Here is a 26,737-nt window from a genome sequence, read left to right as displayed (position 1 = left end):
ACTCTACAGCGAAATGAAAATGAGTTCGAGATGGGCGTCCCTCCGGGCCGGACTCTCGGCTGCGCTGAAGCCCCGCTGCACGGGTCTTCACCCTGAGGGCTTCCATCCCTGACGCGGCGCGGCTCCGACAGCGCGTATAGCCCCCTCCTCCGTGTCGGCCTTGAGCACCGCGAGAGTGAGAGAACGGTTTTGGAGGGCCATGACGGCGAAGGGCTGGGAGAGAGGCTTCCGGCGCCCGTCATGGAGAACTCTCATGAACAATTCAGTCACTATCGATGCCGGCCGCGACGCACCCGGTGGCTACAAGGTGGATGCGAGCCGCGGCCAACGCATCGGCCGCGTGTCGTCGGAATGGTTCAACCGTCCGGCTGATGAGCGCTACCTGTCGCTGTCCGAGTTGATGGCTTCAGTGCAGGGGCGGTCCGAGCGCAGCCGGACCCGTACAGTCGAGAGCGCGGCGATCCGGGTCGAAGCCAGCCGCGACGATGCCGAGCGGCTTGCCCTGGTGCTTCCCGGTGCGGATAGACCGGTTGCCCCGACGCATTGGAGCTTTGGTCAACTCGCCGGCATCGTGGGCGCCCCGGCGACCTACCTGCGCCAGCTGCCGGCACCGCTCGCCGGCATCAACCTGCAATATGGCCTGACCGCGCACCGCGCCGAGCAGGTCAAGACGCTCGAGGTCGAGAACGGGCGCATCGAGCTCCGCGCCGTCACCGGCCCGGACTATGGGCGCATCTATGATCACGAACTGGTTGCGGCCGTTCAGAAGATCGCCGGCAATGGCACCGGCGACACGCGATGGAAGATCCCCGGCGTGCTCGACTGGTCGACCGGCATCTACAATCCCCGTGTCGACATCACCTCGGATACCACCACGCTCTACGCCTCGGATCGCGACGTGTTCCTCTTCCTGGTCGACGACCTCAACCCGATCGAGGCCGGCAGGCTACCGGATGGCTCGCCCGACCTCTATTTCCGGGGCTTTTACTGCTGGAACTCCGAGGTCGGTGCGAAGACACTTGGCATCGCCAGCTTCTATCTCCGCGCCGTGTGCCAGAACCGCAACCTTTGGGGCGTCGAGGACTTCGAGGAGATCACAATCCGCCATTCCAAATATGCTGCCTCACGCTTCGCACACCAGGCAGCGCCGGCTCTGACCCGTTTCGCCAACTCCTCGCCCATGCCCTTCGTCACCGGCATCCAGGCGGCGCGCGAAAAGATCGTCGCCCGCAGCGACGAGGATCGCGCGGAGTTTCTCCGCAAGCGCGGCTTCTCCAAGGCGGACACAGCGAAGATCATCGAGACCGTGCTCGCGGAGGAAGGACGCAAGCCAACGAGCATCTTCGACTTCGTGCAGGGCATCACCGCCGTGGCGCGCGACAAGCCACATCAGGACGCTCGGCTCGAGCTTGAGGGCAAGGCCAAGAAGCTGCTCGACCGTGTAGCCTGATTTCAGCAAAGCCGGCGATACGGATGTCCCTGTCTCCGGTTGCGTGCCTTTCCGGGAGCAAGGATTTGCGGCGTCGTCCCTCAGAGTGAGAGGGCGGCGCCGATCTTCGTGACGGGTTGGAGGCCGAGAGAGGTTCCCGGCCGCCCGTCGCGGAGTACATCCCAATGGCTACTGCCAAGAAGAAGCCCACCATCACCCTGTCGCCCTCCCGCGACGTGCCCTTCAACCAGCTCGTGCTGAGCCAGTCCAATGTCCGACGCATAAAGGCCGGTGTCTCGGTCGAGGAACTCGCCGAGGACATCGCCCGCCGGGGCATCCTACAGGGTCGTGGATGAAAACGGCACTGAGACCGGCATGTTCGAAGTGCCGGCCGGCGGCAGGCGTTTCCGGGCACTGGAACTGCTCGTCAAGCAGAAGCGCCTGGCCAAGACCGCGCCAGTCCCCTGTGTCGTCCGCGAGGGCGGCATTGCGGAGGAGGACTCTCTAGCAGAGAACGTCCAGCGCGCGCCGCTGCATCCGCTCGACCAGTTCCGCGCCTTTCTCGTCCTGCGCGAGAAGGGTCAGGCCGAGGAGGAAATCGCTGCGACCTTCTTCGTCTCGGTGAACGTGATCAAGCAGCGCCTCAAGCTCGCATCGGTGTCTCCGGTGCTGCTCGATGTCTATGCCGAGGATGGCATGACGCTGGCGCAACTCGAGGCGTTCACCGTGTCCGGCGACCATGCGCGCCAGGAACAGGTCTTGGAGCGCCTCAAGACCTCCTACGACAAGTCGGCCTATGCCATCCGGCGCATGCTGACCGAAGGCGCCGTCCGCGCCACCGACAAGCGGGCGCTGTTCATCGGCATCGAGGCGTATGTCGAAGCGGGCGGCTCGGTGCTGCGCGATCTTTTCGAGGGCGATGATGGTGGCTGGCTGCAGGATGTCGCCCTGATCGACAAGATGGTGGCCGACAAGCTCAGCAGTGAATCCGAGGCGGTTGCCGCCGAGGGCTGGAAGTGGACCGAGGTCGCGCCTGATTTCGCCTATGGCCACACCTATGGGCTGCGGCGGCTCCATGGTGAACCCGTGCCGCTCACGGCTGAGGAGGAAGCGACGCGCGACGCGCTCAAGGTCGAGTTCGATCGTCTTGTTTCGGAGCATGAAGGCGCGGACGAACTGCCCGACGAGGTCGACGAGCGACTCGGTGAGCTTGAGACCGCGCTTGAGGCTTTCGAGGAACGCCCGCTGTTCGGGCGTGCGAAAAGCGCGGCAGACTTCCTTTATCTCTTCGTCGGCGACGGTGTCGGCGGTGCAATCGTCCGAGGCGGCGAGCTCCAGCGCGGTTATCGGGGCAATGCTGGGGAGTTCGGACACGTCATTGTCGACCCCGCTGGCCCTCTTTGCCACTGTGGCAATCGGGGCTGCCTCTACACCTATCTCAGCACCGCTGGACTGAGACCGAGGTCCAAGCAGTCAGCCGCTGTTGACAAGGCAACTCGATCTTGGGTCGCCAATGCCATCCCGGCGCTCAGATCCGCAGTAGTTAGCCTTGAGAATGGGTTCGATCCAGAACGCATCATTATTGGTGGAACGGCACCGGTCCAACTCTTGAAGGCCTTAGTCGACGACCTTCATCCACTTGGACCATCGATTCGGTCCGACTCTCCCGAAAGGGTCGAAGTTAGCGAACTGGGACCCACGAGCGCGCTTCTCGGGGCCGCCGCACTCCCCTTACTGTCCTTAATGAGCCCCAGCGCAGCGAAGCTAACCAAGCAGTCACTCGCACCAGCGAACTGATCGGCGTTCGGCGTGTCTCATTGTGCGCGCGGGTTCGCTTCTGCGCTTCTGCGCCACTATGCGTCGGAGTGCTACCCGCCCCGACGACGAGTTGCCTAGACCTTTCCCGGCGGGGCCCAGGCCATCTGCAAAAGTTCGGGCGATCGTAGATCACCTTGAAGCGTCACTCAGGGCTCCGGAGTAGCCCAACTGCGGGCGCTGCCGTTAGGTATCTCCACCCGCCGGCTAGGCACCTGCCGGATCGCATGCTCGACAGCCTTCTCTCGCGCGCCCTCACGCCATCTCGACCCGCAGGATATTGGATGACTAGGTTGCTAATCGTGGGTGGGCACCGGCATGTCGGATCCTGTGTCGTGGAGCAGGTGCTTGCCGGCGCGCGGATCAGCCGAGTCATCGCCCTGACACGCCGCCCGATCGAGTCACGCGACCGATTGCAGAACGTCGTGATCGATTTCTCCGATATGCCAGACCGAGCCGCTTGGTGGGACGTGGACGGCGTCATCAGCGCGCTTGGCACGACACGCGCAACGACCAGATTGGTCGGTCTATCGGCCGATCGACTACGAATACCCGCTCGCAGTTACAATCCCGCGCAAAATCGTTTCAGCCGGTCCATGCCGCTTTTAATCACGGAGTCGGCGCCCGAGAAGGAGATACGTATGTACTTTTTCATGTCCGGTCCAAACGCGATGCCTGGCACGATTGCCAGTCGTTCCGTGGAGTACAGACGCTCGGCAAACTCCGTGCCGGGCAAACCAGTTGCACTAACGTCGATGAAACAGAACATGCCGCCACCCGGCCTCGCGACTTTTAAATTGGGAATTTCGGAGAGCCTGGTGCACATCAAATCGCATTTGCGCTTCAGTTCGCTTGAGAAGAAACGCATTTCTTCGTCACCCGCTTCATCGAGGGCCACCGCTGCCGCATCCTGGATGAAGGTCGGCGATCCAAAAAGCATGCATTGCGCAAGATTTTCCAGATGAACTGATGCCGAGACCGGCCCAAGCGTCCATCCAAGCCTCCAGCCAGTCATTGCATGAGACTTGGATAGGCTGTTCACAATTATCGTTCGGCTCCTCATGCCAGGAATGGACGCAATTGAGAGGAACTTGCCGTCGAAGATTGTGCTGCGGTAAACCTCATCACTGATGATCCACAGATTGTGCTGCTCAGCAAATCTCGCAACGGTTTCCAGATCCTCCTTGCCGAACACATATCCGCCGGGATTGTTTGGGGAGTTCAGCAAGATCGCCCGCGTTCGATCTCTTACCGCCGCACGGAGAATATCCTCGGATATTTTCTGCCGTGCATTTTGCAGCGATAGTTTGACGGGTCGGGCCACTGCTCCACCGGCGCGTATTGCCGCTTCGTATGTGGCATACCAAGGCTCGAGGCAGAGCACCTCGTCGCCAGCTCCGGCAACGGTCATCAGGGCGGCGAAAAGAGCATTTTGTGCTCCACCAAATACAATGGCTTGAGTTGCACTCCAATCAAGCCCATCGAACCGCTTTTGGGCGGAAGCAATGTTGCGACGAAGGCCGGGCGTGCCCGGAACCGGAGCGTAGTGCGTCCGACCGCCTCGGATGCTTTGAATTGCAGCTTCAGATATCCTCGTCGGCGTGTCGAACGAGGTATCCCCAAGGCAGAGGCTGACGACGTCTTCGCCTCGATCTACAGCATCCGCCGCCGCGTCCGCGATCGCCCAGCCTGCCGCTCCTTCACTGGCGATGGCCCGAGTGTGCTCCGAAAACCGTGGCAGCTCCTGATCAGTATTAGTTCGCCGCAATGTTTCCATCGTTGCCTCCTCCCGAAAGCGCTGTGTGAGATAGTTACGCATCACTTTCCGAGTTGAAGGTAGATGCTTTTTGTTGTCAGGAATCCGTCGAGTTGTTCCGGTCCCATGTCCTTGCCAAAGCCCGAAGCTCCCACCCCACCGAATGGCATGGTCGGATCCAGGAGCCCATGTGCATTGATGTAAATGTTCCCGGCTTTGAGCCGCCGGGAGAGCTGCACTGTTTCGTCAACATTGTCGGAATAGACAGCGGCAGCGAGGCCATAGATGCTCGCGTTGGCCCTTTCCACCGCCTCATCAAGGGTCTCAAATCGTGCAACGCCCAGAACGGCGCCGAAGATTTCTTCGCGGAAAATTCCCATTCCTTCGGAGCATTCCTCGAAGATCGTCGGACGAAGAATGCCGTCCTCGCGACCCGTTCCGCCTGGCCCTTCGCCGGTAACGAGTAATGCGCCTTCCAAATGCGCGCTCTTGATATGCTCTAGGACGCGGCCCCGATGCGCCGCCGAGACGAGTGGGGTGATCCTGGAGGTCGGATCCAAACCAGGACCGATTACCAAACTCTCTGCACCATCCTTCAGCTTCTCGACCAATTCGTCGTGGACGCTGGCATGGGCATAGACGCGGGATCCCGCGTCGCAGACCTGGCCGGAATTCATGAATATCCCTGATAAAATAGCGTTCGCTGCGTTATCCAGGTTCGCCTTGCTCGTCACGATAACAGGCGATTTGCCTCCGAGTTCAAGCGTCAGGCGCTTCATCGTATCGAGCGCGGCTTTCCCAACCGCCGTTCCCACGGCTGTCGAACCAGTAAACGAAAGTTTGTCGATACCCGGGTGGGCGGCCAACGCCTGGCCGATGATGTGGCCAAAGCCGTTTACGACGTTGATAACGCCATCAGGAAAACCAACCTTGGTCGCCAGTTGGGCGACCCTCATTGCCGAGAGAGGCGTGAGCTCCGACGGTTTGCAGACGACTGTGCATCCGCAAGCAAGCGCGGCCGCAAGTTTCCAAGAGAGGATCTGCAGTGGGAAATTCCACGGGATGATTGCCGCCACAACCCCGACCGGCTCCTTGATGGTGTAGGTCAGCGTCTCGCCAGGTAGGGAGACTGCGCTCGCTGTCCTGCCATCCAGCTTGCTCGTCCAGCCTGCAAAATACTCGAAATTTGCGATCGAGCCGAAAACGTCGATCGACCTCGCGTCTGAAATCGATTTCCCAACGTCGATGGTTTCCAGATGGGCCAGGAAATCTGCATCGGCGTCGATCGCATCAGCCAATCGCAGGATAAGCTTCTGTCGTTCCAGCGGCGGCATTCTCCCCCAATGACCTGTGAGAGCCTTGCGGGACGAACGCACTGCGCGATCGACAATTTCTGCACTTCCGCTTGCCAGCCCCGTCAATCTTTGACGGGTGAACGGCTCGATAACATCGATGACGTCGGCAGCTGAATCAATTTCCTTCCCGTCAATGAAATGGCCTATCGGACGGCAGACGAAAGAAATGACTTCGGCCGGGACCGAGAATCGATTGAAGTAGCTGCCAATGTCTTGGTTCATGCTTCTGCTCTCTTTGCCTCCATCGGTGCCGCTCGAAGAGTGCCTGCCGGCGATGATGATCCTGAAAGATCCGGCGCGTCGAACTCATCCAAGGTTGGCAGGTCGGCTGGAAGCCGATCGCCGTAAGCCCCTCTTCTCGTTCTCAGCTTTGAGTTTTACGGGAAGCCTGACTTTCTCCTCGTCGCTGCGCAGGAGAGGCCATGGTTCACTCGCTCCTGTTTAGGATCGCCGGAAGAAATTCGAAATTATGTTGCGCCAAACCAAAGTTTGATGATTGCGAGCTTCGAAGCCATAACGTTGGCCATCGCCGCGACGAGCGCTATAGACAGATGTTCCAGCAAGCGGTACCCACTGCGCGCCGCTTGCTAGTCTCGATCATCGGCTACGAAACGCTCAAGCAGATGTACTTGATGTCGATGTAGTCGTCGGCCCCATATTTCGAACCTTCCCGTCCCATCCCCGATTGCTTCACGCCGCCAAATGGAGCGACCTCGGTCGAGATAAGACCTGTGTTGATACCCACCATCCCAGTTTCAAGATCTTCGGCAACGCGGAATATGCGGGCGACATCTCGCGAGTAGAAGTAGCCGGCCAGACCGAACTCGGTCTTGTTCGCCATTGCCACGACCTCCTCCTCTGTCTCGAACGAGAACAAAGGCGCAAGGGGACCAAAGGTTTCTTCCGTCGCCACCTTCATCTTGGAGGTGACACCGAGCAGTACGGTCGGCGAGAAAAACTGCTTGCCTTGTTCACCGCTTGTCCCGCCTGTCGCTATATGTGCGCCGTGCGACAGCGCGTTCTGCAAATGCTCATTGACCTTCTTGACTGCATTTTCATCGATCAGAGGGCCGATTTGCGTCCCTTCTGCAAAGCCATTGCCGACGTTCAGGTTGCGCACCCGGCTTGCGAGTTTCGACGCGAACTCCTGGTAGACTCCCGACTGCACATAGATGCGGTTTGCGCAGACGCAGGTCTGGCCCGCATTGCGAAATTTAGCGACGATCGCCCCTTCCACGGCCGCGTCGATATCAGCGTCGTTGAAAACGATGAACGGTGCATTGCCGCCAAGCTCAAGGCTGAGCTTCTTGATCTGGTCTGCACCCTGCCTCATGAGGATTCGCCCGACATTCGTCGAGCCTGTAAACGAGATCTTTCGAACTTTGTCGCTTGCGCAGAGCACCGAACCAACCATTGATGCGTTGGTAGATGTGACGATGTTCAGCACGCCCGCCGGGATACCGGCCCTCTCCGCAAGTACCCCAAGGGCGAGCGCCGACAATGGTGTCTGCGCGGCCGGCTTGGCGACCACCGAACATCCCACCGCCAAAGCGGGCGCAAGTTTCCGGGCGAGCATCGCGCTCGGGAAGTTCCAGGGCGTAATTGCGCCAACCACACCAACCGGACTCTTCAGCACGAAAATGCGCTTGTCAGCCTGATGGCCGGGAATGACATCGCCGTAAATCCGTTTTGCTTCCTCGGCGAACCACTCAATGTAGGACGCGCCGTAGAGAATTTCGGTCCGGGCTTCTTGGAGTGGCTTGCCCATTTCTGCTGTCAGAATGACCGCAAGGTCTTCGACATTTTGAACGACGAGGTCATACAGCTTTCGAAGGTATGATGCTCGTTCCTTTCCAGTCAGCTTCGCCCACTTCTTCTGCGCTTTGTGAGCAGCGTCGATTGCCTCCTGGAGCTCCAGTTCGCCGAGATCTGGGACTGATAGGATGTGTTCGCCGGTGGCGGGGTCGGTCACGGCGAAGATGGATCCTTCGCTGGCGCCCACCCAGCGCCCGCCCACCAGGGCTTTGTCGACTAAGAGAGTGCCATCTTTCAATTTGGATGCAAGGTCGGAACTGGTCATGTAACTCCTCATGGTGCCGGTGGTTTTGCTTGGGGACTGGTCCTGGTTTTGGCCGCGCTCGCTCCTGAGCGCGCGGCGCCATTCGCTGTCGAACCCCCACGTGGTCGCCAGTTTGACGCTCGCCTTTGGCGACGCCTCGGGCCGTTTCCGCCGGCTGATCCAGATCGCCTTCGGTTCGTCGATCGGCTTCGCCGCCAGATCGCAACGACCAGTTCCACCGATCCCAGTTGCGATCTAGTGATGCCATAAGACGGAGATGGCGCGCGACGGAACCCGCTGTCTTGGGAATATCGTAGAGGAGCTCTGGATGCGTATGAAATAATGCTGCCAGGCAACGTCAGTCACGAGTTCTATTTGCTTTCGTATTTCCAACCATCAAGGCCTAGCGACTGACACACCTATCCCCTTGTCGTGGCTTCCACAAAAGAACGCACTCTGGAATTTTGGGACGCGTTGAAGAAGCAGTCGGGCGGCGTAACCTCGACGATCTCCCCCTGATCCATAAAGACGATCTGGTCGGCGATCTGCCTCGCAAACCGCATCTCATGCGTGACGATCATCATCGACATCCCTTCGTCGGCAAGACCCAGCATGACGTCGAGCACTTCGTTCACCAGTTCGGGATCGAGCGCCGAGGTTGGCTCGTCGAAGAGCATCACGGCAGGCTGCATCGTCAAAGCGCGGGCGATTGCCACGCGTTGCTGCTGACCTCCTGATAACTGAGACGGATACTTATCCTTCAGTTGGTCCACGCGCACCTTGCTCAGCTGCATCATGGCAATTTCCTCCGCAGCAGCCCGTGTCATCTTCTTCACGCGCCGCGGCGCCAGGATGAGGTTTTCCATGACGGTAAGATGCGGGAAAAGATTGAATTGCTGGAAAACCATTCCAACGTCGCCGGCGAGTTGTCTTGCGTTCGCACAATCCGGATCGAGATCATGACCCGCCACCCTGATTGAGCCCGTGGATCTTCGCTCAAGACCGACGATGCAGCGTACAAGGGTCGACTTGCCCGACCCCGACGGACCGCAGACGACGAACCGTTTTCCGACAGGCATCTGCAAGGTGATTGCCGTCAAAACCGGGTGTAGGCCAAATCGCTTGGACACTCCGGCGACATCGATCGCCGGAGTCGTCGTGTGTCGTTCAGATTCCATGCTCTTGCTCCGAATGCTCATGGCTTCTTCGGAGAGATATCCATGCCAAAATACTTCTGGCTCAATGTTGTGAACTCGCCGGAGTCCTGTACCGCCTTCAGACCTGTAGCAAGCGCGGATGCCGTAGCCTTATCGTTCTGGCGAATTCCAATGCCTGGGCCGATGCCGAAATGCTTGGTGTCCGACAGCGCGGGTCCGATAAACTCAAACCCTTTTCCTTCAGGTTTCTTCAAAAATCCCTCGGAGAGGGCGATTGCGTTGTCAAGGACGAGTTCGACGCGGTCGGCCGACAAGTCAAGGAGGGCATTGTCCAGGCTCGGATAGCTCGTGATTTTTGCTGTTGTCCCGGCAACGTCGCGAACGTAACTCTCGCTAATCGTTCCCGACGCTACACCGATGGTTCTGCCCTTAAGCCCCGCCGGGGTGACATCGGCAGGCGATCCAGATTTGCCAACGAAGCGTGGCGGATCGACGTAATACGGCCCGACGAACGAGATGACTTTCTTGCGCTCGTCGGTGATGTTCATCGAGGCGATGATCGCATCGATCTTCTTTGCCTTGAGTGCAGGAATCAGGCCGTCGAACGCAATCGCGGTAAATGTGCAAGTGAGCTTGGCCGCCTTGCAGATCGCATGACCGAGATCGACTTCGAACCCTTGGGGCTCGCCATTCGCGTCGACAAAATTGAAGGGAGGAAAGGCACCCTCCGTTCCGATTTTCAGTGCCTGCTGTGCGTAAGCTGAGTTGACCGAACAGACAGCCGCAAAGACGGCTCCCGTCATAAGACGTTTCAAATTCATTTGTTCCTCCTGGGGGATCGACACGTTTTTATTGTCGACAGTCGCCAACTTATCGATGCGCGGACATCTGTCAATGGCTGTTCGGCAGATGCCGCCGAAACCGACGGTCAAGGACATTCCAGCTCAACCTGAGCACCTCGACGCAGCAGATGTAGATAAGCCCTGCCCAAAGGTATGGGCTTAGTTCGAAACTCCTCGCATAGACCAATCTGGCGGCGCCCATCAGATCATAGACGGCGACGATGGAAGCGACCGCGCTCGCCTTTACAAGAAGGACAAGCTCATTGCCGAGCGGTCTCACTGCGACGACCATCGCCTGCGGAATCAAGATGTCGACAAACGTGTTGTAGCGGGACAAACCGAGGGTCTGTGCCGCCTCGGTTTGTCCGCGCGCTACCAAGTTTATGGCGCCCCGGTAAATCTGGGCCTGATAGGCTGCGGTGTTCAGTGAAAACGTCAAGATCGTGCAAAAGAAAGGGTCCGCGAATAGCCACCAGAGGCCGACACCCTCTAGGGCTGCGCGGAACTGACCGCTTCCGTAGTAGACCAGGAAAAGCTGCGCGAGCAGCGGCGTACCGCGGAAAAAGAGCAGGTATGAACTGGCTATGAAACGAATGGATGCACGACCACTGAGAAGCGCCAGCGTCAGCGGAATTGCCGCAAGGAATCCCAGCAAGGCGGATATTGCCACGATCTTCAAGGTGACGGCAAAACCGGCAAGAAGTTGAGGAGCAAAGTCGGGCAGGAACAAATTCAAGACGCGCTCCTGGCATACCCGCGCGAGAGCCGTGCCTCGAGAACGCCCGCGGTGCGTTCGGAGACCGTGGTCAACAGGAGATAAATGATGCAGGCAGTCCCGTAGAACTCGAACGGTTGCTTGGTGCTCGATACCGCGAGGCTGGTCGTGCGCATGAGGTCGTTGAGCGCGATGATCGAGACCAACGATGTATCTTTCAACAATACAATCCACGTATTCGACAGGCCTGGCATCGCCGCCCGCAGCATCTGCGGTGCGATGACATCCTTGAACGTCTGAAAGCGAGTAAGACCGATCACCTGAGCGGCCTCGGCCTGGCCGCTCGCAATGGAGTTTAGCGCCGACCGGAAGACTTCCGCAGAGAAGGCCCCGAAAACGAGGGCCAAGGAGAATACGCCGGCTGCAAACGGGCTGATCTCGCCAAATCCGTCGATCCCGATTTCGTCAGCGAACTGATTGAGCAGTTCCTGCGCTCCGTAATAGATCACGATCAGCGTCAGAAGCTCCGGTAAGCCGCGGAACACTGTCGAGTAGACCGCTGAAACGACCCGCACGTAAAGATTTTGCGACCTCGATGCCAAGGCCAGCGCCAATCCAAACAACAGGCCGATCGGAAGTGTCGCAAGCGCCAGCCCGACGGTTAAAATCGTTCCCGACGCGATCTGCCCAGCCCAGTCCAATCTGCAACCTCATCTGCCTTGACAAGGTCGAGCATGACAAATCAATTGTCCACTGTCGACAACTATTTTTCAGTTTACCTCGTCGAACGCTACGCATTCCCGGCGCACATAAGAGCCCCAAACCATCGTTTGAAGGTTTGACATCATCCGCCATTCTAATGGCGGCTATGAGGAGCCCGAGACTGGAAACGTTCTCGATGAAAGCGATCGCAGATTCTACCGGACCAGATCGTCTTCGGCAGTTCGGAGGTATTGAACCGGATAACGGCTTAGCAGAGCCCTGCCCTCTCATACTCGGCGAACTCACAGTATTGGCATGGCGACGAACGGCATCCTCCCATTTGCCGGCGGACGGCGACGGCGGCTTCATCCCTCGGGCTGGACCGCCGTCGCAGCCAGGAACCAAAGGTCGAATGAAGGATGCCCTCTACAGATGCTATCGAAATCCTGTCCAAGCTGGTGGGATTTAAGTCCCTATCAGGCCAATCCAACCAAGACATCGCGGACTATGTCGAAACGTTCGCCAAGTCCTTGGGGGCAGCCATCCAAAGGTTCCCCTCACCTGATGGCACCAGAACCAGCCTGCTCATGACGTTGGGACCATTGGTTCCGGGCGGCGTTGTCCTGTCGGGCCATATGGACGTCGTTCCCGCGGGGAACCAGCCCTGGACTTCCGACCCATTCGCGTTGCGAGAGGCGGATGGACGCCTCTATGGGCGCGGGGCGGTGGACATGAAGGGTTTCCTCGCCCTTGCTCTATCGCTTGCCGCGACCATTCCCATCGCCGAGCTCACGAAGCCGCTCCACCTTGCGTTTTCTTATGACGAAGAGATCTCCTGCGAAGGTGTGAAACCCATCGTCCGCCACATCGAGAAGTCCGTCCCGAAGCCTCTCGCCGTCATCGTGGGCGAACCCACGGAAATGCAGGTCGTGGGCGCGCACAAAGGCGCGCTCGATTGGACGATCGAAATTTTCGGCAAAGCGGCCCACTCAAGTCTTCCACACCTGGGCGCCAACGCCATTCATGCGGCCGCTCGCTTGGTTTGCGAGGTGGAGGAGATTGCCAGGGAGTTCGAGAAACAGCCATCGCCGAATGCCGAGCTCTACGACGTGCCGCATCCCACTGTCACAGTCGGGCTCATCGAAGGAGGCACCGCTGGTAATGTCATTCCCGCGCGGTGCAGCTTCCAGATGGAGGCCCGAACAATGGAACTGGGGCAGGCCGCAACTATCCTCGCACGGATTTCAAGTCTTGCACGGGATGTCGTGCTTCCTGGGCTGCGCGCGACGGCCCCCGGTTCTGAGATCAAGATCACCGAGCGCTTCCATATTCCGCCACTTGTCAGAGAAGCCTCCAGTGCCGCGGAACAGCTCGTAGGCCGCTTCAGCTCCTCGCCGAATGTGAAAGGGGTGTCATATGCGACTGAGGCCGGCTTCTTCCAGGCGGCGGGGCTTCCTACAGTGGTCTTTGGGCCGGGGAGTATATCCCAGGCCCACCAGGTCGACGAGTTTATCGACAAAACGCAATTCAAGGAGGGAGAGAGGGTGCTGGCGCTGATCGTCCAAACCCTCTTCTGACGTGGCTCAACTCGTTTCCTGGCTTGCCAGGCGTCGCGACTCGCTGAGGAGATCATCTCGAAACGTCGAGACGAGGACGGAGGGAGCGTTGCTCTCGCGAGACACGACGTACACCGGCCAATTCACGCTGAATCGTTCCGGATTGATTTTTCGCAGTATGCCGAGGTCAACCCATGCGGCAGCGTACTGATCGGGAAGATAGCCGATGTGGAGACCCGTCAAGATGAACTGGAGAGTCGCCTCGACGTGCATCGAAACAACCGTAGAGTTCCAGTTGGTTTCGACCATTTCCTGCTGCTGAGTTACAAACCCTCGCCGGACGAAATCCACCTGACGCAGGTCATCATCGCTCAGCGTCCTTTCGGAACGGCCGAAAAGCGGATGCTTCGAACCACAGTAGAGCGTTATTCTTTCGGAGTAGGCCTCTTCGTACTTCAAGCCATTTATCGGGCTCCGGCTTCCAGTAAGACCAAGATCGCAACGACCGTCATAAACCCCCCGCTCGACATCGTTGGATGGCACCACATTCATGGTTATTTCAACGCCATTCGAGCGCTCGCGAAATCGCTGAAGCGCGCCTACCAGAGGGTTCAGCGGATCGCTCGCAATGTTCTCCATCTGCCATATCGTCAGTTCGCCCATGAGTTGCCCCTTGGACCCGGCGACTGTCGTTCTGAAACTGTTGATCTCGCTAAAGAGCCGCAGGGTGGCCTCATACACGACCTGTCCCTGTGGCGTCAGAGAGAACCCACTAGGACCGCGAATGCAAAGCTTCAGGCCGAAGCGCGTTTCCAAGTCGGATATGTGGATTGAGATCGTTGATCGGCCCAGACCGAGCGTTTCCTCGGCGGCCGCGAAACCATTGCATTCGGTAACCGCCTTAAAGACCCGAAGGAGCCGAATGTCGACCTTGTCCAGAGGTGGGATTTCTAAACGCATATTCCGCCTTTCGACCGTGCATCCGCCGCTCCAGGATAAATCCCGCACGACTTCATGGGGTGGCGCCAGCCCATAAATCACAGTTATCGCGAGAGGACCATTTCGCATTGACTACATCAGATTTATGTGAGACGAAACATTGTCGACAGAGGACAGTCGCCAAGAACGTAATGGGGAACGTCAATGAAACTCCTTAAAAAACTCGCTCTTGCGGGCACAATCGCTATCACCATGTCTTCAATCTGGAACGTCGCTGATGCGGCGGAAAAGATTTCGGTCGCGCACTCGACCTGGATTGGTTACGGCGCGCTCTACATCGCCAAGGAAAAGGGCTTCTTCGAAAAGGCAGGACTGGATGTAAGCCTGCAGATCATCGAGGCATCATCAGACGCCATCGCCGCCATGCAGGGCGGCCAGATCAATATCGTCGCCTCGACGATGGACAACTTCGCACTGTTTACCGGAAACGGAGCTGACCTAGAAGTTCTGACCGCGCTCGACGAGTCGGCCGGCGGCGACGGAATTGTCGCGAAGAAGGAGATAGCGACCGTCGCGGACCTGAAAGGCAAATCAGTCGGTGTTCAGAAGGGCTCGGTCTCGCAGTTCCTTCTCGCGCAGGCGCTCAACAAGGCCGGATTGAAGCTCGAAGACGTCCATGTCATCGACATGAAGTCGGGTGACGCCGGCGCAGCCTTCGTTGCCGGCAGCGTCGATGCCGCCGTGACGTGGCAGCCGTGGCTTTCAAAGGCCGCTGCTACCGACTTCGGCAAGATCCTGGCCGACACCAGCACGATGCCAGGTCTAATCGTCGACGCGCTCGCCGCGAAGTCAGACTATGCCAACCAACACAAGATGGAGATGAAGGCGTTCGTCGACGCCTACTTCGAAGGCATCGCTTTCATGGGGAAGAACCCAGCGGAGGCGCATGAGATCATCGCTCGTAATCTGAAGATGAGCACCGAGACACTCGAGGGCACACTGAAGGATGTTCGCTTCTTCAGCAAACAGGACAACGTGGCGTTCTTCTCCGGTGATCGCAGCCCGGCCTTTGCACTCGTGTCCCAGGCGGGTGAGTTCTATCAGAAAATCGGCGTGCTGCGCTCGACGCCGGACGCCGCAAAGGTCGTCGGCATCGCTGGCGAGCTGGCAAAGTGAGCCTGGAGGGACGATGCGGACTTTCCAAGCGCTTCCGATGAACGGCGACATCAAAAACGCGGGCGTCTCTGAGAGACGCCCAGGCCTCCTTACCAAGGTGCGGACATATTTGAGGCCCAGGGCAAACCTGCCTGCTGGCGAACGGATGACGATTTCCGTCGTCGGGGTACTCGGCTTTTTTCTGCTGTGGCTGCTTGTCACCGAGGCCGGTTGGATTCAACCCTTCTTCCTTCCCAGCCCCATCGCAGTCGCCAGTCGTCTGGCCAACATGGTCGTGAGCGGTGGCTATCTGGAGGATGTCTGGGCGAGCTCTTACCGTGTATTCGGCGGATTTTTTATCGCGGCGGTAGTGGCCGTGCCGATCGGCATTCTCATCGGGAATTTCCCGTTCTTCCGTTCCCTTCTCGAACCGTTGCTCAGCACCGCGCGCTATTTGCCTGCAACCGCCTTCGTGCCGCTGATGATCATCTGGCTCGGGATCAACGAATCGCAGAAAATCTCGATCGTCTTCATGGGCACGTTCTTCCCCCTCGCCCTGTTCATCGCGAGCATTTCGGAAGGCGTTTCCAGCGACCTTATGAACAGTGCCTACTCGCTTGGAGCGAGCTCTCGACAGGTGTTCTTCAAGGTTCTGCTGCCCGCCTGCGTTCCGGCAATCGTGGACGCGCTCCGCATCACGGCGGGCATCGCCTGGACCTATGTTATCGTCGCGGAACTCGTCGGAGCGGACAAGGGAATGGGTATCGCCATCCTGCAGTCCCAGCGCTTCCTTCTGACGGACCAGGTCATCGCCGGGATCGTCGCCGTCGGCATCCTGGGCGTCTTGACCGACCTCGCGTTCCGCTATGCGCACCGCAAGTTTTTTCCCTACATGTACTGAGGACCACCATGACACGCGTTCTTGTCGACAACGTCAGCGTGGAATTCGCCCGGCATCGCGAAGCTCCGAAGATAGCGCTGACGAATACCACTCTGGAAATTGAGCAAGGTGAGTTCGTCTGTCTTCTGGGGCCATCCGGATGCGGAAAATCAACTTTGCTCAATGTCGTGGGCGGGCTGGTAGAAGCTTCGACTGGGTCAATCAAGGTCGATGGACAATCCGTTGCCCAACCAGGCCCGGATCGCGGAATGGTCTTCCAGAACTATTCTCTCTATCCATGGCTTACGGTGAGGCAGAACATCGAGTTCGGCCCGAAACTGAATCGCTGGCCGAAGGCCAAGGCCTCTCAAATCGCCAATGAACTCATTGAGATTGTGGGTCTCAAGGAATACGCGGACCAGTTTCCGAAAGTCCTTTCGGGCGGCATGAAGCAACGCGTGGCGATCGCCCGCGCTCTGGCGATGGAGCCTAGCGTTCTGTTGATGGATGAGCCGTTCGGGGCGCTCGACGCACAGACACGTTCTCGGATGCAGGAACTGTTGCTCGATATCTGGTCTCGCAAACGGACCACCGTGATCTTCGTGACCCATGATATCGAGGAAGCCGTCTATCTTGCGGACCGCGTGCTGGTCATGAGCGCGCGCCCCGGCAGGATCATCGAAGACTTCAGAATTGAACTGCCGAGGCCGCGCGTCCCCGACATCGTCGCGAGCGAGGAATTCACCCGTTACCGCAAACACATGCTTCACCTGCTGAGGCATTGACGCGCTGATCTAAATTTGCGGCCGCTTGACCTCAATGGTCGACAAGAAAGGAATGAAATGTCGAACGAATTCAATCCCGTTGATTCATCCGTTACCCCGCGATACGCCGAGATCGCAACGTTCATGCGCGCCGCCCGATCGGAGATTTCCCCTTCCATCGACATCGCTCTGGTCGGCGTTCCCCTGGATCTGGGCGCGACGTACCGATCCGGTGCACGACAGGGACCGGCGGGCGTTCGTGAGGCCTCTCGCTTGATCCGCCAGGTCAATCCGACCACCGGCGTCGCTCCATACCGCATCGCGAATATCGCCGACATTGGCGACGCGCCAACCCATCCACTCAGCGTCGAGAAAAGCGTCGAGCACATTGAACAGTTCTTCCAGCGTGTCCACGGGGCTGGCGCCGTGCCGATTTCTGTGGGCGGGGACCACACGGTCCCGCTTCCAATTCTCAGGGCAATAGCCAAGGACGGCCCGGTGGGTCTGATCCAGATCGACTCGCATTCCGATACCTTCGATGAATTCATGGGAACGAAGTACAACCACGCCACCTTCGTGCGCCGTGCGGTGGAAGAAGGCCTTCTCGATCCCAAGCGGATCGTCCAGATCGGTCTGCGGGGTACCCGCTATGGCGACGACGACATCGTCTACGGTGGTCAGGTCGGCATCCGAATGATCCCGATGGACGAGTACGAGACGATGGGCCGCGCAGCGGTCATCGAGGAGATCAAACGCGTAATCGGCGCCGGCCGGACTTACTTCTCGATCGACATCGACGGCCTGGACCCGAAGGACGCACCCGGCACGGGTGTCCCAGAGCCAGGCGGCATCATGATGCGGGACGCCCAAATGATCCTGCGGTCGCTCAATGGCATCGATTTGATCGGCGGTGACATCTGCGAAGTCGTGCCGTCGCTCGATCCGACCGGGATCACCTGCATCAACGCCGCGAACCTGATGTTCGAGCTCACGTGCCTGGCGGCGGTAGCCCACCAGAACCGCACGACGAAACAGGCTTGATCGGCCCGCACCGAACAAACGTAAGAGAGGACATCATGTCAGGCCAAGCCGCGTTGCGCGAGCTCGCAACCAAGTACTTCGACGCGCTGTATTTCGGGAAGGCGGACCTCTTCGCTGAGGTGTTTCATCCCGCGGCGATGCTCTACTGCTTCACGGAAGCGGAACCCGTAATCATGGGCGTCGACAAGTACCTCGAGATCGTGCGGGGCCGTGTTTCACCGGCGTCTCGCAACGATCCCAGGAGAGATGAGGTCGTTGCGATCGAGATCGCCAGCCCCACGACAGCCCATCTTCGCGTCAAGGAGATTTTCATTCCGAAGAACTTCGTGGACGAACTGACCTGCGTAAAAACCGCCGACGGATGGAAGATCGTCTCGAAGGTTTGGCACTTCACGTTGGATGCGCAGTGACTGCGAGAATGGAATCGTAAAATGACAACCGAAAACCAGAAGGCACTTCGCACAAGTGCCGAAATTTTCGACGCCTTCATCGAGCGATCCTGGCGGTCAAATGCTGAGCGGCAGAAGGCGAAAGGCGCTGAATTCGTCATCGGCAAACGCGAAGGCGTTTACATGTGGGACATCGAGGGCAAGCGGCGCCTGATCGACTGCGGCACCGGCGGCGGCGTGCACGCGTTGGGACATCGCCATCCAGAGATCTTGGCTGTGCTGCGGCAGGCGCTCGACGACGGCCGGGACACCGGGCTTTGGTCGGTACCCAATGCCAAATATTTGGAACTCCAGGACAAGCTGGCGGCGCTCGCGCCCAAGGCCCATCTGAATCGGAGCGTGATTACTCTTTGCTCCACCCTTTCAGTCGATCTGGCGACAATGTTCGCGTTCCGCGTTACCAAGCGCCAGAAGATGCTTGCCTACAGGCATGGATATCACGGCCATACAGGATTCGCGGCTATCGTCACGGGCTCGCCCGAAGAAGGGATCATCGACCACTATAATCTCCCTTCGCACTCGAACTTTCTCGAGCGGTTCGGCGATCTCGAGGAACTCGACCGTCTTCTTACCTCCGAGATCGCGGCCTTCATCATCGAGCCGATGGACTACGAGACCTTCGAGGCGGCTTCCAACGACTTCTTCACCCAGGCTTCCCGCCTTTGCAAGGAGCGCGGGGTCCTGTTCATCGTGGACGAAACACGCGCGGGTCTGGGTCGATCGGGGACACTGTGGGCTTCGGAGCAGTATGACATCGATCCGGACATGATGATCACCGGGAAGGGCTTGTCGGGTGGCCTGTACCCTGCGAGTGCCGTATTGATGCGGGCGGAGATTTACGAGCAGTGCATGAATCAGCATCGGTTCGCGTACATCTCCAGCCTCGGCGGCAACGAGATCAGCTGTATTGTCGCGGCGAAGGTGCTTGACGTCGCCTCAAGTCCAGCTTTGTTGGAGAACGTTCGCAAAGTCGGAGCATACCTCCACAACGGCTTCCAAGCGCTCTGCTCGAAACATTCCGATGTTCTCAGGGGCGTCACATCCTTCGGGCTTGCCGTCTCGGTTCAAGTTGCCAACCGGGATGTCGGGCGTGAACTCTACAGAGAGATCCTCGCCGATGGCGTTTTATGCCACAGCGTCGCGGAAATCGATCCACCCGGTCTGAAGTTCTTTCCTCCGCTGGTGCTTACCGAAGTGGAGGCCGATACCATCGTTGATGCTCTTGACCGTGCCGCCTCTTTGCTGCGCAAATCTGTGAAACCTGCTGCGTAGTCCGCCCAACCTCCCCGGCGAAAAGCCGGGGAGGTTCTCCACATTGGAAAACGGAGCGGATCCGTATCGTTGCACGGTTTCGTATTCTTTTTTCGCAAGTTCCGCTAAGTTGCCTGCGCTGATGCTGGACCGAATTCGGTAGGCTGCGCCAACCATGAAGAAAGGCCCACCATGGGTGTCGTGAAACAAGATGAAACCAACGGCTTGGTGATCCAGCGCAATTCGGTGGCTGATCAGGTGTACTTCGACCTCCGTGCCAAACTTCTTTCAGGACAGATCGCCCAGGGGGAGCGCATTGTCGAAGCGAGCATCGCCAAATCTCTCGGCATCAGCCGCGCGCCCATCCGCGAAGCCGTCAACCGCCTGACCGAAGCCGGACTTCTTGAGAGCCGCACCCATTACGGGACCTCGGTTATCCAGATGAGTGCGGAGAAGATTCGCCAGTTGTATGTCGTGAGGAATGCCATCGAGGCGTTAGCGATCAGGGCGGTGGCCGAGCGCCATACCGCCGAAGACGTCAAGAAGCTGCGCAAGCTCATCAAAACGATGTCGAATTTTGCGAAGAATGGCGATTTGCCTGGCGTGGTCGACGCAGAACTTGAATTCCACGAAGCTCTCTGGCGGATGGCCAAGAACCCGTACATCGAAAAGGTCGCCGGGCTTCTGTTCGACCATCTTCGCCTCGCGCTTACGATCGACAATGCAGGTTACAAGAATCTCATGGACGTTGCGCAGGAGCATGAGCCTCTCGTGCAAGCGATAGAAAGCGGCGATCCTGACAAGGCCGCCGCAGCGCTCGCTGAGCACATAATGACATCACTGGACGCCTTTGCTTCCACGAAATAGCTCAACGCGGCCGGACGGCAGCATCGCGAGCTCAGCACCAAATTTCCCATTAATCCCGACATGAGGCCGTTCCTAAAGGTCAAAAATGTCGACAGTAGACAGAAGAGTACTTCATCATGCTCAGAAATTCAGTTGGTGCGGCCATTGACGAAGCGATCGACGCTCCCGCGCTTATCGCGGCTTGCCAGGAGGTGGTACGCATCGAGAGCCTCACCGGCCAAGAGGCGAATGTCGCTAAATTCGTCGCCGAAAAGATGATCGAGCTTTCCTTTGACGACGTAAAAATCGATGCGAACGGAAATGTTATCGGGACGGTTTTCGGCGACGGGACCGGGCCATCCATCATGATCAACGGCCACATCGATCACGTCCCGGTTGGCGCTATGCACAATCCATTCTCCGGTGAACTCGTGGACGCCGCCCGTTGGGGCGAAAGCGGTCAGGCCATTTTCGGCCGTGGATCGTGTGACATGAAGTGCAACGTCATCTCGGCCGTCTATGCGGTGGGTGCCCTGCAGCGCAGCGGGCTGAAGCCGGGCGGCGATGTGATCGTTGTCGCCGACGTCGAGGAAGAGACGGACTCTCCCAAGGGTGTGAAGTCGGTTATCGAAGGAGGAATTCGCGCTGACTATGGAATCTCGGTGGAATCAACGAGGGGGCAAGTCTATCTCGGTCACCGCGGCAAGCTGGAGTTCGAGGTCTGCTTCCATGGGCGAACCTCCCATGCGTCGGAGCCGTCGAACGGCGTCAATGCGATCTATCTTTCGACGGCGTTCATCGGTGCTTTGGAGCAATACGCGTCTACGCTGCCGGAGGACGAGCTCCTTGGCCCTGCCACGATAGTCGTGACCGGCATGCATTCGTTCCCGGACAATGGCACCGCCGTCGTACCGGACCTCGTGAAGATGAGGGTCGACCGTCGCTACATCCGGGGAGAGGATGAAGAGAGCTGCCTGTCGGAAATCCGTCAAATCCTGAGGTCCGCATACGGAGAAACCGAGGGGGTCAAGTGGACCGCCGAAGTCACCAACCATTACCCGTTGATGTTCACCCCACAAACCAGCCTGGTGGCTCAGGCTGCCATCGTCGCCGCACTCGACGTCGACGACACCGCCCCGGCCATCTCCGCCTGGCGTTTCGGCGTGAACGGCACGTTCATGAACGCCGCCGGCATCCCCACGATCGGCCTCGGTCCCGGTGACGAGAAGTGGGCGCATACCCCTGAGGAACATGTCGGGACGGCCGACCTCGTCAATTCCGCGCGCAAGATTGCCAGGGCCGTCATGGTTCTGACCAAAGGCGGGGAGGCCTGATATGGGCGACAAAATGCAAATCGGCCAGACGACGGTGGCGGACGCCATTCTTCGTCTCATGGAATCCTATGGGATCGACACGATTTTCTCCATTCCCGGTGTGCACACCGTCGACTTCTATAAATCCCTTCCCGAACGGCGGATCAGGCACGTGACGCCTCGGCACGAGCAGGGTGGCGCGTTCATGGCATACGGCTATGCCTTCGCGACCGGCCGACCGGCCGCGTGCATGCTCATCACCGGACCCGGTGTGCTCAATGCTGCCACAGGTATTGCCGAAGCCTATTCGGACTCCATTCCGGTGTTCGTGATCGCCGCGAACAACTTGCGCGGAGAAATCGGAGTGGGCCGCGGCGCCCTGCACGAGACCAAGTCGCAGTCCGCTGTCCAGGAGCAGATTGCTGCTTTCACCCATACCTTGCTCGAGCCTTCAAACATCGAGGAGGTTTTCCACCGGGCCATGTCGTCAATGGAGGTGTCGCGTCCGCGGCCGGCCCTGATCGAAGTTCCGAGAGACCTCCTCAGCTCGAAGGTGGCGGTGCCTGGCGAGCAAGCGCTCCAACTGTATAGACCCGGGCCGCACCCGGATGTGATCAGCCAAGTCTCCTCAATGCTAATGGGCGCCAAGCGTCCCATCATGATCGTCGGCGGAGGAGCTCGCAGCGCGAACCGAGAAGTCCTGGCGCTCGCGGAGCAACTTGAAATCCCCGTGGTGACGACGAATACCGGTAAGGGAATCCTGCCGGAAACCCATCCCCTTTCCCTTGGCTCAAGTCTTCCTTTTCCTCCCATGCACCGCGCGATCGAGGATGCCGACGTAGTGCTGGCAGTCGGAACGGAACTCAGTGAGACTGACCTGCTCTACACCTGCAAGAGCTACCGGATAAATGGTGCGTTGATCAGGATCGACATCGATCCGCGACAGTTGACCATGAACTATCTCCCGCGCATCGCTATGCTCTCCGATGCGAAGGTCGCGCTCCAGGCGATAATCGAAAGGTGCGGCGGTGCCGACGCGGATCAGAGTGAAATCGCGCAGCGACGAGTCGCCGACATCAGGGCGGCGGTGGAAAAGGACGCCGGTTGGTCCGCGGAGTCCCACAAGCACAAGCCGATTTTGAGGGCCATAGCGGCAGCGCTTGATCCGAATGCCGTCATCTGCGCCGACTCCACTCAACTTGCATACACAGGTAATCACTTCTTCCCCTCGAAAGAACCTGGCACATGGTTGTTCCCGAACGGCTACGGCACGCTCGGAAGTGCCCTCCCCGCCGCCATCGGAGCGAAGATCGGCTGCCCGGATCGTCAGGTGGTCGCGATCGTCGGCGACGGCAGCTTCCTCTACACGATCGAGGAACTCACCTCGGCAGTTGAGAATGAAGTCAGCCTTCCGATCATTCTCTGGAACAACCGAGCATATGGCGAAATCCGAGATGCCATGATTGCGTCGGACATCCCCACGGTGGGCGTGGACCTCTACACGCCCGACTTCCAGATGATTGCGACGGGCTTCGGATGCCATGCCGTTCAAATTGAATCGCTCGAACAACTCAGCCGTGAGCTCAAGGACGCTTTCAAGAGAAACAGACCGACCCTGCTCCAGATAGACAATGACGCGGCAATGTTTTCAGGCGCAGGCGTGTCATGAACAGCGAGACCCTTGAGGCTAGCCTTCGGCAGCTCGTGGGCGGATCGAATGTCATTGCCGGGCCGCCAGGTGGCCCGGCACTTGTCGTCAGACCCGGGACCACCGAGGCAGTGGCGGAGTGCCTGAAACTCTTTCACGGGCAACAGGCTCCCGTGGTTACGCTGGGAGGGCTGACCGGGCTCGTGCATGGTACCCACACGCCATCGCACTACTTCGGAATTTCCACCGAGAGGCTAAACAAGATCGAGAGCTTCGACCCGAGCACGCGCCTCGTTGTGGTGGGGGCGGGAACGAAGTTGGAGGCGGTCCATGATTTCGCTGCGGAGCACGAATTGCGGTATGGCGTCGATCTAGGCGCCCGGGGCAGTTGCACCATCGGTGGAAACATCGCCACGAACGCGGGCGGGAACTCCGTCGTCCGGTTTGGCATGACACGATCCAATGTTGTCGGCCTTGAAGTGATCCTTTCCGATGGGTCGATCCTTACCGATCTGAGGGGCTTACCCAAGAACAACGCCGGCTACGACCTGAAGCAGATATTCATCGGCTCCGAGGGAACGCTGGGTGTCGTGACCAAGGCTTTGCTGAAGCTTAGCCCGCGCCCTGTCGGCACGGCGAGTGTTCTGTTGGCACTCAGCCACCTGGACAGCGCCCTCGTGGTGATGGGCGCGATGGAGCGTGCCTGCGGCCATTCCTTGCTGGCCTTGGAGATCATGTGGAATGGCTATTTCGAGAAAGTGAGCACCGCACTGTCGGCAGAAGCGCCTCCGCTTCCACAGGGTCATCCCGTTTACTTGCTCGCCCAGGTCGAGGGCATGGATAGTGGCGAACAGGCAGTCGAAAGTTTGATCGGGGCCTTGGAGGGGATCGACGACATTATCGACAGCGCGCTGGCGACGACACCGGTCCAGGAGCGCCGTCTCTGGTCAATCCGTGATGGGTCCGATGTCATCGAGAGAGCTCATAAACAAGTGCTTTCCTTTGACGTCAGCATGCGGCCACATAAGTATGCGGCTTACATCGCAGACGTCGAAGCGCGCCTCAAAGCCCGGGTATCAAACGCCACTGCCTACTATTTCGGGCATCTCGCTGACGGCAACATTCATTTCATGATCGGACACGACGGGCATTCTTCCGACGCGAGACGCGTTATCGAGGAATGCGTCTATGACCCCTTGGCGTCCTACGAACCGTCTTCGATTTCTGCCGAACATGGGATCGGCCGAGAAAAGGCCGCGCATCTGTGGCGGTCCCGGTCAACCGCTGAAATCGCTGCGATGAACCGCATCCGCGCTGCTCTCGATCCTGCAGGAATTCTAAATCCGCATATATCGTACGAACCCAAATCTCTTGGTGCGCTGGCATCCTGAATCCCACAGCGAATCGTGACGAAGCGGTTGATCGTGAATTCACCGCCCAATCTAGCCGAGAGCGCTGCATTCCTTGGTCAGATGTAGGCAGGAAGAGTAAATGCAAATATTTCTGGTTCTGCGTCTACCTCATGTTCAGCTCAAGCGATCAAATCCTGATTGACGTCGCCGATCGTTTGGCAGCCGCTCATGTCCATGGTCCGTGCGAGTTCTTCCCTAAGAATGCTCATCATTGCAATAGCTCCTGCCTTTCCACCAGCCGCAGTGCCGTACAGCATGCTACGTCCCAGCAGGACCGCCTTCGCGCCACTAGCCAGCAGCTTGAAGACATCGCTGCCGCGCTGAACCGAGCTGTCGGCCAGCACTGTCATTCCGGGGCCAACGCAGTCGACTATTCCGCGGAGTACATCGATTGGCGCAATCGCGCTGTCCAGATTACGTCCGCCATGGTTCGATACAACGATGCCGTCGGCGCCGACGCGTTTGGCCTCCAGCGCGTCCCCTTGCCGAAGGAGGCCTTTGATCACCATGGTCCCTTTCCAACGGTCGCGAATTCTGGCCATGTGGTCCCAACTTAGGTTTGGCATAAAGTCCAGGGGGTATCCCCGGTCTCTCCTGAGTAGATTCTTTCGGTATTGGTCCGGATAGTTCGCGAAAGTGGGCATCCCTTCCGTAACGACATAGCGCCCTAAAACGCCAAGGGCCCAGCGCGGATGCATGGCCACATCAAAAACATTGCGAGGCGAAAATCGTAGCGGAACGTCGAAACCGTTTCTAACATTGAACTCTCGATTCGGCAGAACGGGAGTATCTACGGTGACGACAATCGTTCGGACGCCTGAACTCCAAGCCTTGTCCATCAGGTTGAACGAGATTTCCTCTTTGTCCCACAAATAGAGTTGAAACCATATCGGGACTGAGCTTGCTCGCGCGACGACCCCAATTGAGGTTATCGCCTCTGTCGCAGCCGTGAACGGAATGCCGAACTCCGCCGCAGCCTTGGCGAGTTCCATCTCGCCATTGAAGTAGACTAATCCTGCGAAAGCCGTCGGCGTGACCACCAGTGGCGCACTGTATTCGTGACCGAAGAGCGAAATCGTCGTCGATCTGTTTGAACTGCTTCGCAAGACATACGGTGTAATCTTGATCCGATCGAAGGCAGCTCTGTTCCCAACAAGCGCCCGCTCGTCTTCGGTTCCCCGGTCGATGTATTCGAAGATCCCTCGCGGCAGGCGGCGTTTTGCGATTTTTCGCGCCTCAGCAAAATTAAGGAAACCTGCTCGATCCGTCACGCTTCACTCGCAATTTCCGTATCAGGTTCCACGAGGACCTTGCCAAGTCAGTCGCTGCTGCCTTCGATACCACCCTTGCCAAGCGACGGGTTAGTCAACAGACAGATGCGGCGTCGCATCGCCAGGCGACGCCTTTCAGGGCAAGGCCGATTTATCGAACCTGGGCGGAGAGAACTGGACCAAGCCAGGGCTGAGCTAGCATCGGCACGCTGCTCATTTGCAGGTCGACAGGCCGAGATATTGGTCCCGTTCGCGCTTCGAAGGATCGTCGGGAATGCATCCATATTTCACATAGGTCGTGTGCGGAGGCAGGGATTCTGTTGATGAAACGAGGACCAACACCAATGCAAACGCCGCACAAACAGACCCCGCGAGGGCCACA

At 58.6% G+C, this 26,737-nt stretch carries 22 protein-coding genes and 1 pseudogene; 14 read left to right on the top strand and 9 right to left on the bottom strand.

What is annotated here, in order from left to right:
- Positions 1 to 253: 253 nt before the first annotated feature.
- Both NLY37_RS08575 and NLY37_RS08570 read left to right on the top strand, forming a co-directional pair.
- Positions 254 to 1,450, top strand: coding sequence for a hypothetical protein (locus NLY37_RS08575; RefSeq protein ID WP_023741175.1), 1,197 nt, complete (start codon positions 254 to 256; stop codon positions 1,448 to 1,450).
- Between the two features lie 164 nt (positions 1,451 to 1,614).
- Positions 1,615 to 3,226, top strand: a pseudogene (locus NLY37_RS08570) (ROK family protein).
- Positions 3,227 to 3,806: 580 nt separating this feature from the next.
- On the opposite strand, the gene NLY37_RS08565 reads toward NLY37_RS08570, so the two are convergent.
- The 3 genes from NLY37_RS08565 to NLY37_RS08555 form a co-directional block, all read right to left on the bottom strand.
- Positions 3,807 to 5,021, bottom strand: a complete 1,215-nt coding sequence (locus tag NLY37_RS08565; protein ID WP_286442120.1) for a pyridoxal phosphate-dependent aminotransferase — start codon at positions 5,019 to 5,021, stop codon at positions 3,807 to 3,809.
- Positions 5,022 to 5,062: 41 nt separating this feature from the next.
- Positions 5,063 to 6,577 carry an aldehyde dehydrogenase family protein gene (locus NLY37_RS08560; protein WP_023741877.1) on the bottom strand — a complete coding sequence of 505 codons (1,515 nt, stop codon included), beginning with the start codon at positions 6,575 to 6,577 and terminating at the stop codon, positions 5,063 to 5,065.
- Between the two features lie 382 nt (positions 6,578 to 6,959).
- Positions 6,960 to 8,435, bottom strand: coding sequence for an NAD-dependent succinate-semialdehyde dehydrogenase (locus NLY37_RS08555; RefSeq protein ID WP_023741878.1), 1,476 nt, complete (start codon positions 8,433 to 8,435; stop codon positions 6,960 to 6,962).
- 10 nt (positions 8,436 to 8,445) lie between these two features.
- Here NLY37_RS08555 and NLY37_RS08550 point away from each other — a divergent pair, with 10 nt between their 5' ends.
- The gene (locus NLY37_RS08550; protein WP_031246185.1) at positions 8,446 to 8,673 is read left to right on the top strand and encodes a hypothetical protein; all 228 of its coding nucleotides are present in this window, start codon (positions 8,446 to 8,448) and stop codon (positions 8,671 to 8,673) included.
- Between the two features lie 160 nt (positions 8,674 to 8,833).
- Here the strand turns inward: NLY37_RS08550 and NLY37_RS08545 are convergent, their stop codons facing one another.
- The 4 genes from NLY37_RS08545 to NLY37_RS08530 are packed head-to-tail and all read right to left on the bottom strand — an operon-like array spanning position 8,834 to position 11,829.
- The gene (locus NLY37_RS08545) at positions 8,834 to 9,592 is read right to left on the bottom strand and encodes an amino acid ABC transporter ATP-binding protein (protein ID WP_023741880.1); all 759 of its coding nucleotides are present in this window, start codon (positions 9,590 to 9,592) and stop codon (positions 8,834 to 8,836) included.
- 17 nt (positions 9,593 to 9,609) lie between these two features.
- A complete protein-coding gene (locus NLY37_RS08540) occupies positions 9,610 to 10,503 on the bottom strand; it encodes a transporter substrate-binding domain-containing protein (RefSeq protein WP_198024942.1) in 894 nt (297 codons plus the stop codon).
- Positions 10,463 to 11,149 carry an ABC transporter permease gene (locus NLY37_RS08535; RefSeq protein WP_023741882.1) on the bottom strand — a complete coding sequence of 229 codons (687 nt, stop codon included), beginning with the start codon at positions 11,147 to 11,149 and terminating at the stop codon, positions 10,463 to 10,465. Before NLY37_RS08535 ends, NLY37_RS08540 begins: the two co-directional genes overlap by 41 nt.
- The gene (locus NLY37_RS08530) at positions 11,146 to 11,829 is read right to left on the bottom strand and encodes an ABC transporter permease (protein ID WP_033003023.1); all 684 of its coding nucleotides are present in this window, start codon (positions 11,827 to 11,829) and stop codon (positions 11,146 to 11,148) included. Before NLY37_RS08530 ends, NLY37_RS08535 begins: the two co-directional genes overlap by 4 nt.
- Before the next feature lie 420 nt (positions 11,830 to 12,249).
- Between NLY37_RS08530 and argE the strand changes: the two genes are divergently transcribed.
- Positions 12,250 to 13,407: an acetylornithine deacetylase gene (gene argE, locus NLY37_RS08525; protein WP_023741884.1), complete on the top strand. Its 1,158-nt coding sequence runs from the start codon at positions 12,250 to 12,252 to the stop codon at positions 13,405 to 13,407.
- A gap of 6 nt (positions 13,408 to 13,413) precedes the next feature.
- Here the strand turns inward: argE and NLY37_RS08520 are convergent, their stop codons facing one another.
- Positions 13,414 to 14,346: a LysR family transcriptional regulator gene (locus tag NLY37_RS08520; protein ID WP_023741885.1), complete on the bottom strand. Its 933-nt coding sequence runs from the start codon at positions 14,344 to 14,346 to the stop codon at positions 13,414 to 13,416.
- A gap of 183 nt (positions 14,347 to 14,529) precedes the next feature.
- On the opposite strand from NLY37_RS08520, the gene NLY37_RS08515 reads away from it, so the two are divergent.
- From NLY37_RS08515 to NLY37_RS08470, 10 genes are all read left to right on the top strand, one after another.
- The gene (locus NLY37_RS08515; RefSeq protein WP_286442112.1) at positions 14,530 to 15,501 is read left to right on the top strand and encodes an aliphatic sulfonate ABC transporter substrate-binding protein; all 972 of its coding nucleotides are present in this window, start codon (positions 14,530 to 14,532) and stop codon (positions 15,499 to 15,501) included.
- 145 nt (positions 15,502 to 15,646) lie between these two features.
- Positions 15,647 to 16,381, top strand: coding sequence for an ABC transporter permease (locus NLY37_RS08510; protein ID WP_245270920.1), 735 nt, complete (start codon positions 15,647 to 15,649; stop codon positions 16,379 to 16,381).
- 8 nt (positions 16,382 to 16,389) lie between these two features.
- The gene (locus NLY37_RS08505) at positions 16,390 to 17,145 is read left to right on the top strand and encodes an ABC transporter ATP-binding protein (RefSeq protein WP_023741889.1); all 756 of its coding nucleotides are present in this window, start codon (positions 16,390 to 16,392) and stop codon (positions 17,143 to 17,145) included.
- 57 nt (positions 17,146 to 17,202) lie between these two features.
- Positions 17,203 to 18,165 (top strand): agmatinase, encoded by a 963-nt coding sequence (locus NLY37_RS08500; RefSeq protein WP_023741890.1) that lies wholly within the window; start codon positions 17,203 to 17,205, stop codon positions 18,163 to 18,165.
- 35 nt (positions 18,166 to 18,200) lie between these two features.
- Positions 18,201 to 18,575 carry a nuclear transport factor 2 family protein gene (locus NLY37_RS08495; RefSeq protein ID WP_023741891.1) on the top strand — a complete coding sequence of 125 codons (375 nt, stop codon included), beginning with the start codon at positions 18,201 to 18,203 and terminating at the stop codon, positions 18,573 to 18,575.
- A 21-nt stretch (positions 18,576 to 18,596) separates the two neighbouring features.
- Positions 18,597 to 19,886 (top strand): class-III pyridoxal-phosphate-dependent aminotransferase, encoded by a 1,290-nt coding sequence (locus NLY37_RS08490; protein ID WP_023741892.1) that lies wholly within the window; start codon positions 18,597 to 18,599, stop codon positions 19,884 to 19,886.
- A gap of 171 nt (positions 19,887 to 20,057) precedes the next feature.
- Positions 20,058 to 20,732 carry a GntR family transcriptional regulator gene (locus tag NLY37_RS08485; protein ID WP_023741893.1) on the top strand — a complete coding sequence of 225 codons (675 nt, stop codon included), beginning with the start codon at positions 20,058 to 20,060 and terminating at the stop codon, positions 20,730 to 20,732.
- A 116-nt stretch (positions 20,733 to 20,848) separates the two neighbouring features.
- Positions 20,849 to 22,045: a M20 family metallopeptidase gene (locus NLY37_RS08480; RefSeq protein ID WP_023741894.1), complete on the top strand. Its 1,197-nt coding sequence runs from the start codon at positions 20,849 to 20,851 to the stop codon at positions 22,043 to 22,045.
- 1 nt (position 22,046) lies between these two features.
- Positions 22,047 to 23,693 (top strand): 5-guanidino-2-oxopentanoate decarboxylase, encoded by a 1,647-nt coding sequence (locus NLY37_RS08475; protein WP_286442108.1) that lies wholly within the window; start codon positions 22,047 to 22,049, stop codon positions 23,691 to 23,693.
- Positions 23,690 to 25,063, top strand: coding sequence for an FAD-binding oxidoreductase (locus tag NLY37_RS08470; RefSeq protein ID WP_023741895.1), 1,374 nt, complete (start codon positions 23,690 to 23,692; stop codon positions 25,061 to 25,063). Before NLY37_RS08475 ends, NLY37_RS08470 begins: the two co-directional genes overlap by 4 nt.
- 140 nt (positions 25,064 to 25,203) lie before the next feature.
- Here NLY37_RS08470 and NLY37_RS08465 read toward each other — a convergent pair whose 3' ends face one another.
- Positions 25,204 to 26,355: an alpha-hydroxy acid oxidase gene (locus NLY37_RS08465; protein WP_023741896.1), complete on the bottom strand. Its 1,152-nt coding sequence runs from the start codon at positions 26,353 to 26,355 to the stop codon at positions 25,204 to 25,206.
- Positions 26,356 to 26,737: the final 382 nt, after the last annotated feature.

It is taken from the genome of Mesorhizobium sp. C395A (genome assembly GCF_030323205.1).
Taxonomy (GTDB): Bacteria; Pseudomonadota; Alphaproteobacteria; order Rhizobiales; family Rhizobiaceae; genus Mesorhizobium.
This window is presented reverse-complemented; position numbering and strand designations above follow the sequence as displayed.

Excerpts from the sequence above, each read along its gene's own strand:
- NLY37_RS08520 (WP_023741885.1), bottom strand. The coding sequence starts at position 14,346 with ATGCGTTTAGAAATCCCACCTCTGGACAAGGTCGACATTCGGCTCCTT.
- NLY37_RS08545 (WP_023741880.1), bottom strand. The coding sequence starts at position 9,592 with ATGGAATCTGAACGACACACGACGACTCCGGCGATCGATGTCGCCGGA.
- NLY37_RS08490 (WP_023741892.1), top strand. The coding sequence starts at position 18,597 with ATGACAACCGAAAACCAGAAGGCACTTCGCACAAGTGCCGAAATTTTC.
- NLY37_RS08480 (WP_023741894.1), top strand. The coding sequence starts at position 20,849 with ATGCTCAGAAATTCAGTTGGTGCGGCCATTGACGAAGCGATCGACGCT.
- NLY37_RS08470 (WP_023741895.1), top strand. The coding sequence starts at position 23,690 with ATGAACAGCGAGACCCTTGAGGCTAGCCTTCGGCAGCTCGTGGGCGGA.
- NLY37_RS08555 (WP_023741878.1), bottom strand. The coding sequence starts at position 8,435 with ATGACCAGTTCCGACCTTGCATCCAAATTGAAAGATGGCACTCTCTTA.
- NLY37_RS08505 (WP_023741889.1), top strand. The coding sequence starts at position 16,390 with ATGACACGCGTTCTTGTCGACAACGTCAGCGTGGAATTCGCCCGGCAT.
- NLY37_RS08510 (WP_245270920.1), top strand. The coding sequence starts at position 15,647 with ATGACGATTTCCGTCGTCGGGGTACTCGGCTTTTTTCTGCTGTGGCTG.
- NLY37_RS08560 (WP_023741877.1), bottom strand. The coding sequence starts at position 6,577 with ATGAACCAAGACATTGGCAGCTACTTCAATCGATTCTCGGTCCCGGCC.
- NLY37_RS08485 (WP_023741893.1), top strand. The coding sequence starts at position 20,058 with ATGGGTGTCGTGAAACAAGATGAAACCAACGGCTTGGTGATCCAGCGC.
- NLY37_RS08515 (WP_286442112.1), top strand. The coding sequence starts at position 14,530 with ATGAAACTCCTTAAAAAACTCGCTCTTGCGGGCACAATCGCTATCACC.
- NLY37_RS08575 (WP_023741175.1), top strand. The coding sequence starts at position 254 with ATGAACAATTCAGTCACTATCGATGCCGGCCGCGACGCACCCGGTGGC.
- NLY37_RS08550 (WP_031246185.1), top strand. The coding sequence starts at position 8,446 with ATGGTGCCGGTGGTTTTGCTTGGGGACTGGTCCTGGTTTTGGCCGCGC.
- argE (WP_023741884.1), top strand. The coding sequence starts at position 12,250 with ATGCCCTCTACAGATGCTATCGAAATCCTGTCCAAGCTGGTGGGATTT.
- NLY37_RS08475 (WP_286442108.1), top strand. The coding sequence starts at position 22,047 with ATGGGCGACAAAATGCAAATCGGCCAGACGACGGTGGCGGACGCCATT.
- NLY37_RS08495 (WP_023741891.1), top strand. The coding sequence starts at position 18,201 with ATGTCAGGCCAAGCCGCGTTGCGCGAGCTCGCAACCAAGTACTTCGAC.
- NLY37_RS08565 (WP_286442120.1), bottom strand. The coding sequence starts at position 5,021 with ATGGAAACATTGCGGCGAACTAATACTGATCAGGAGCTGCCACGGTTT.
- NLY37_RS08500 (WP_023741890.1), top strand. The coding sequence starts at position 17,203 with ATGTCGAACGAATTCAATCCCGTTGATTCATCCGTTACCCCGCGATAC.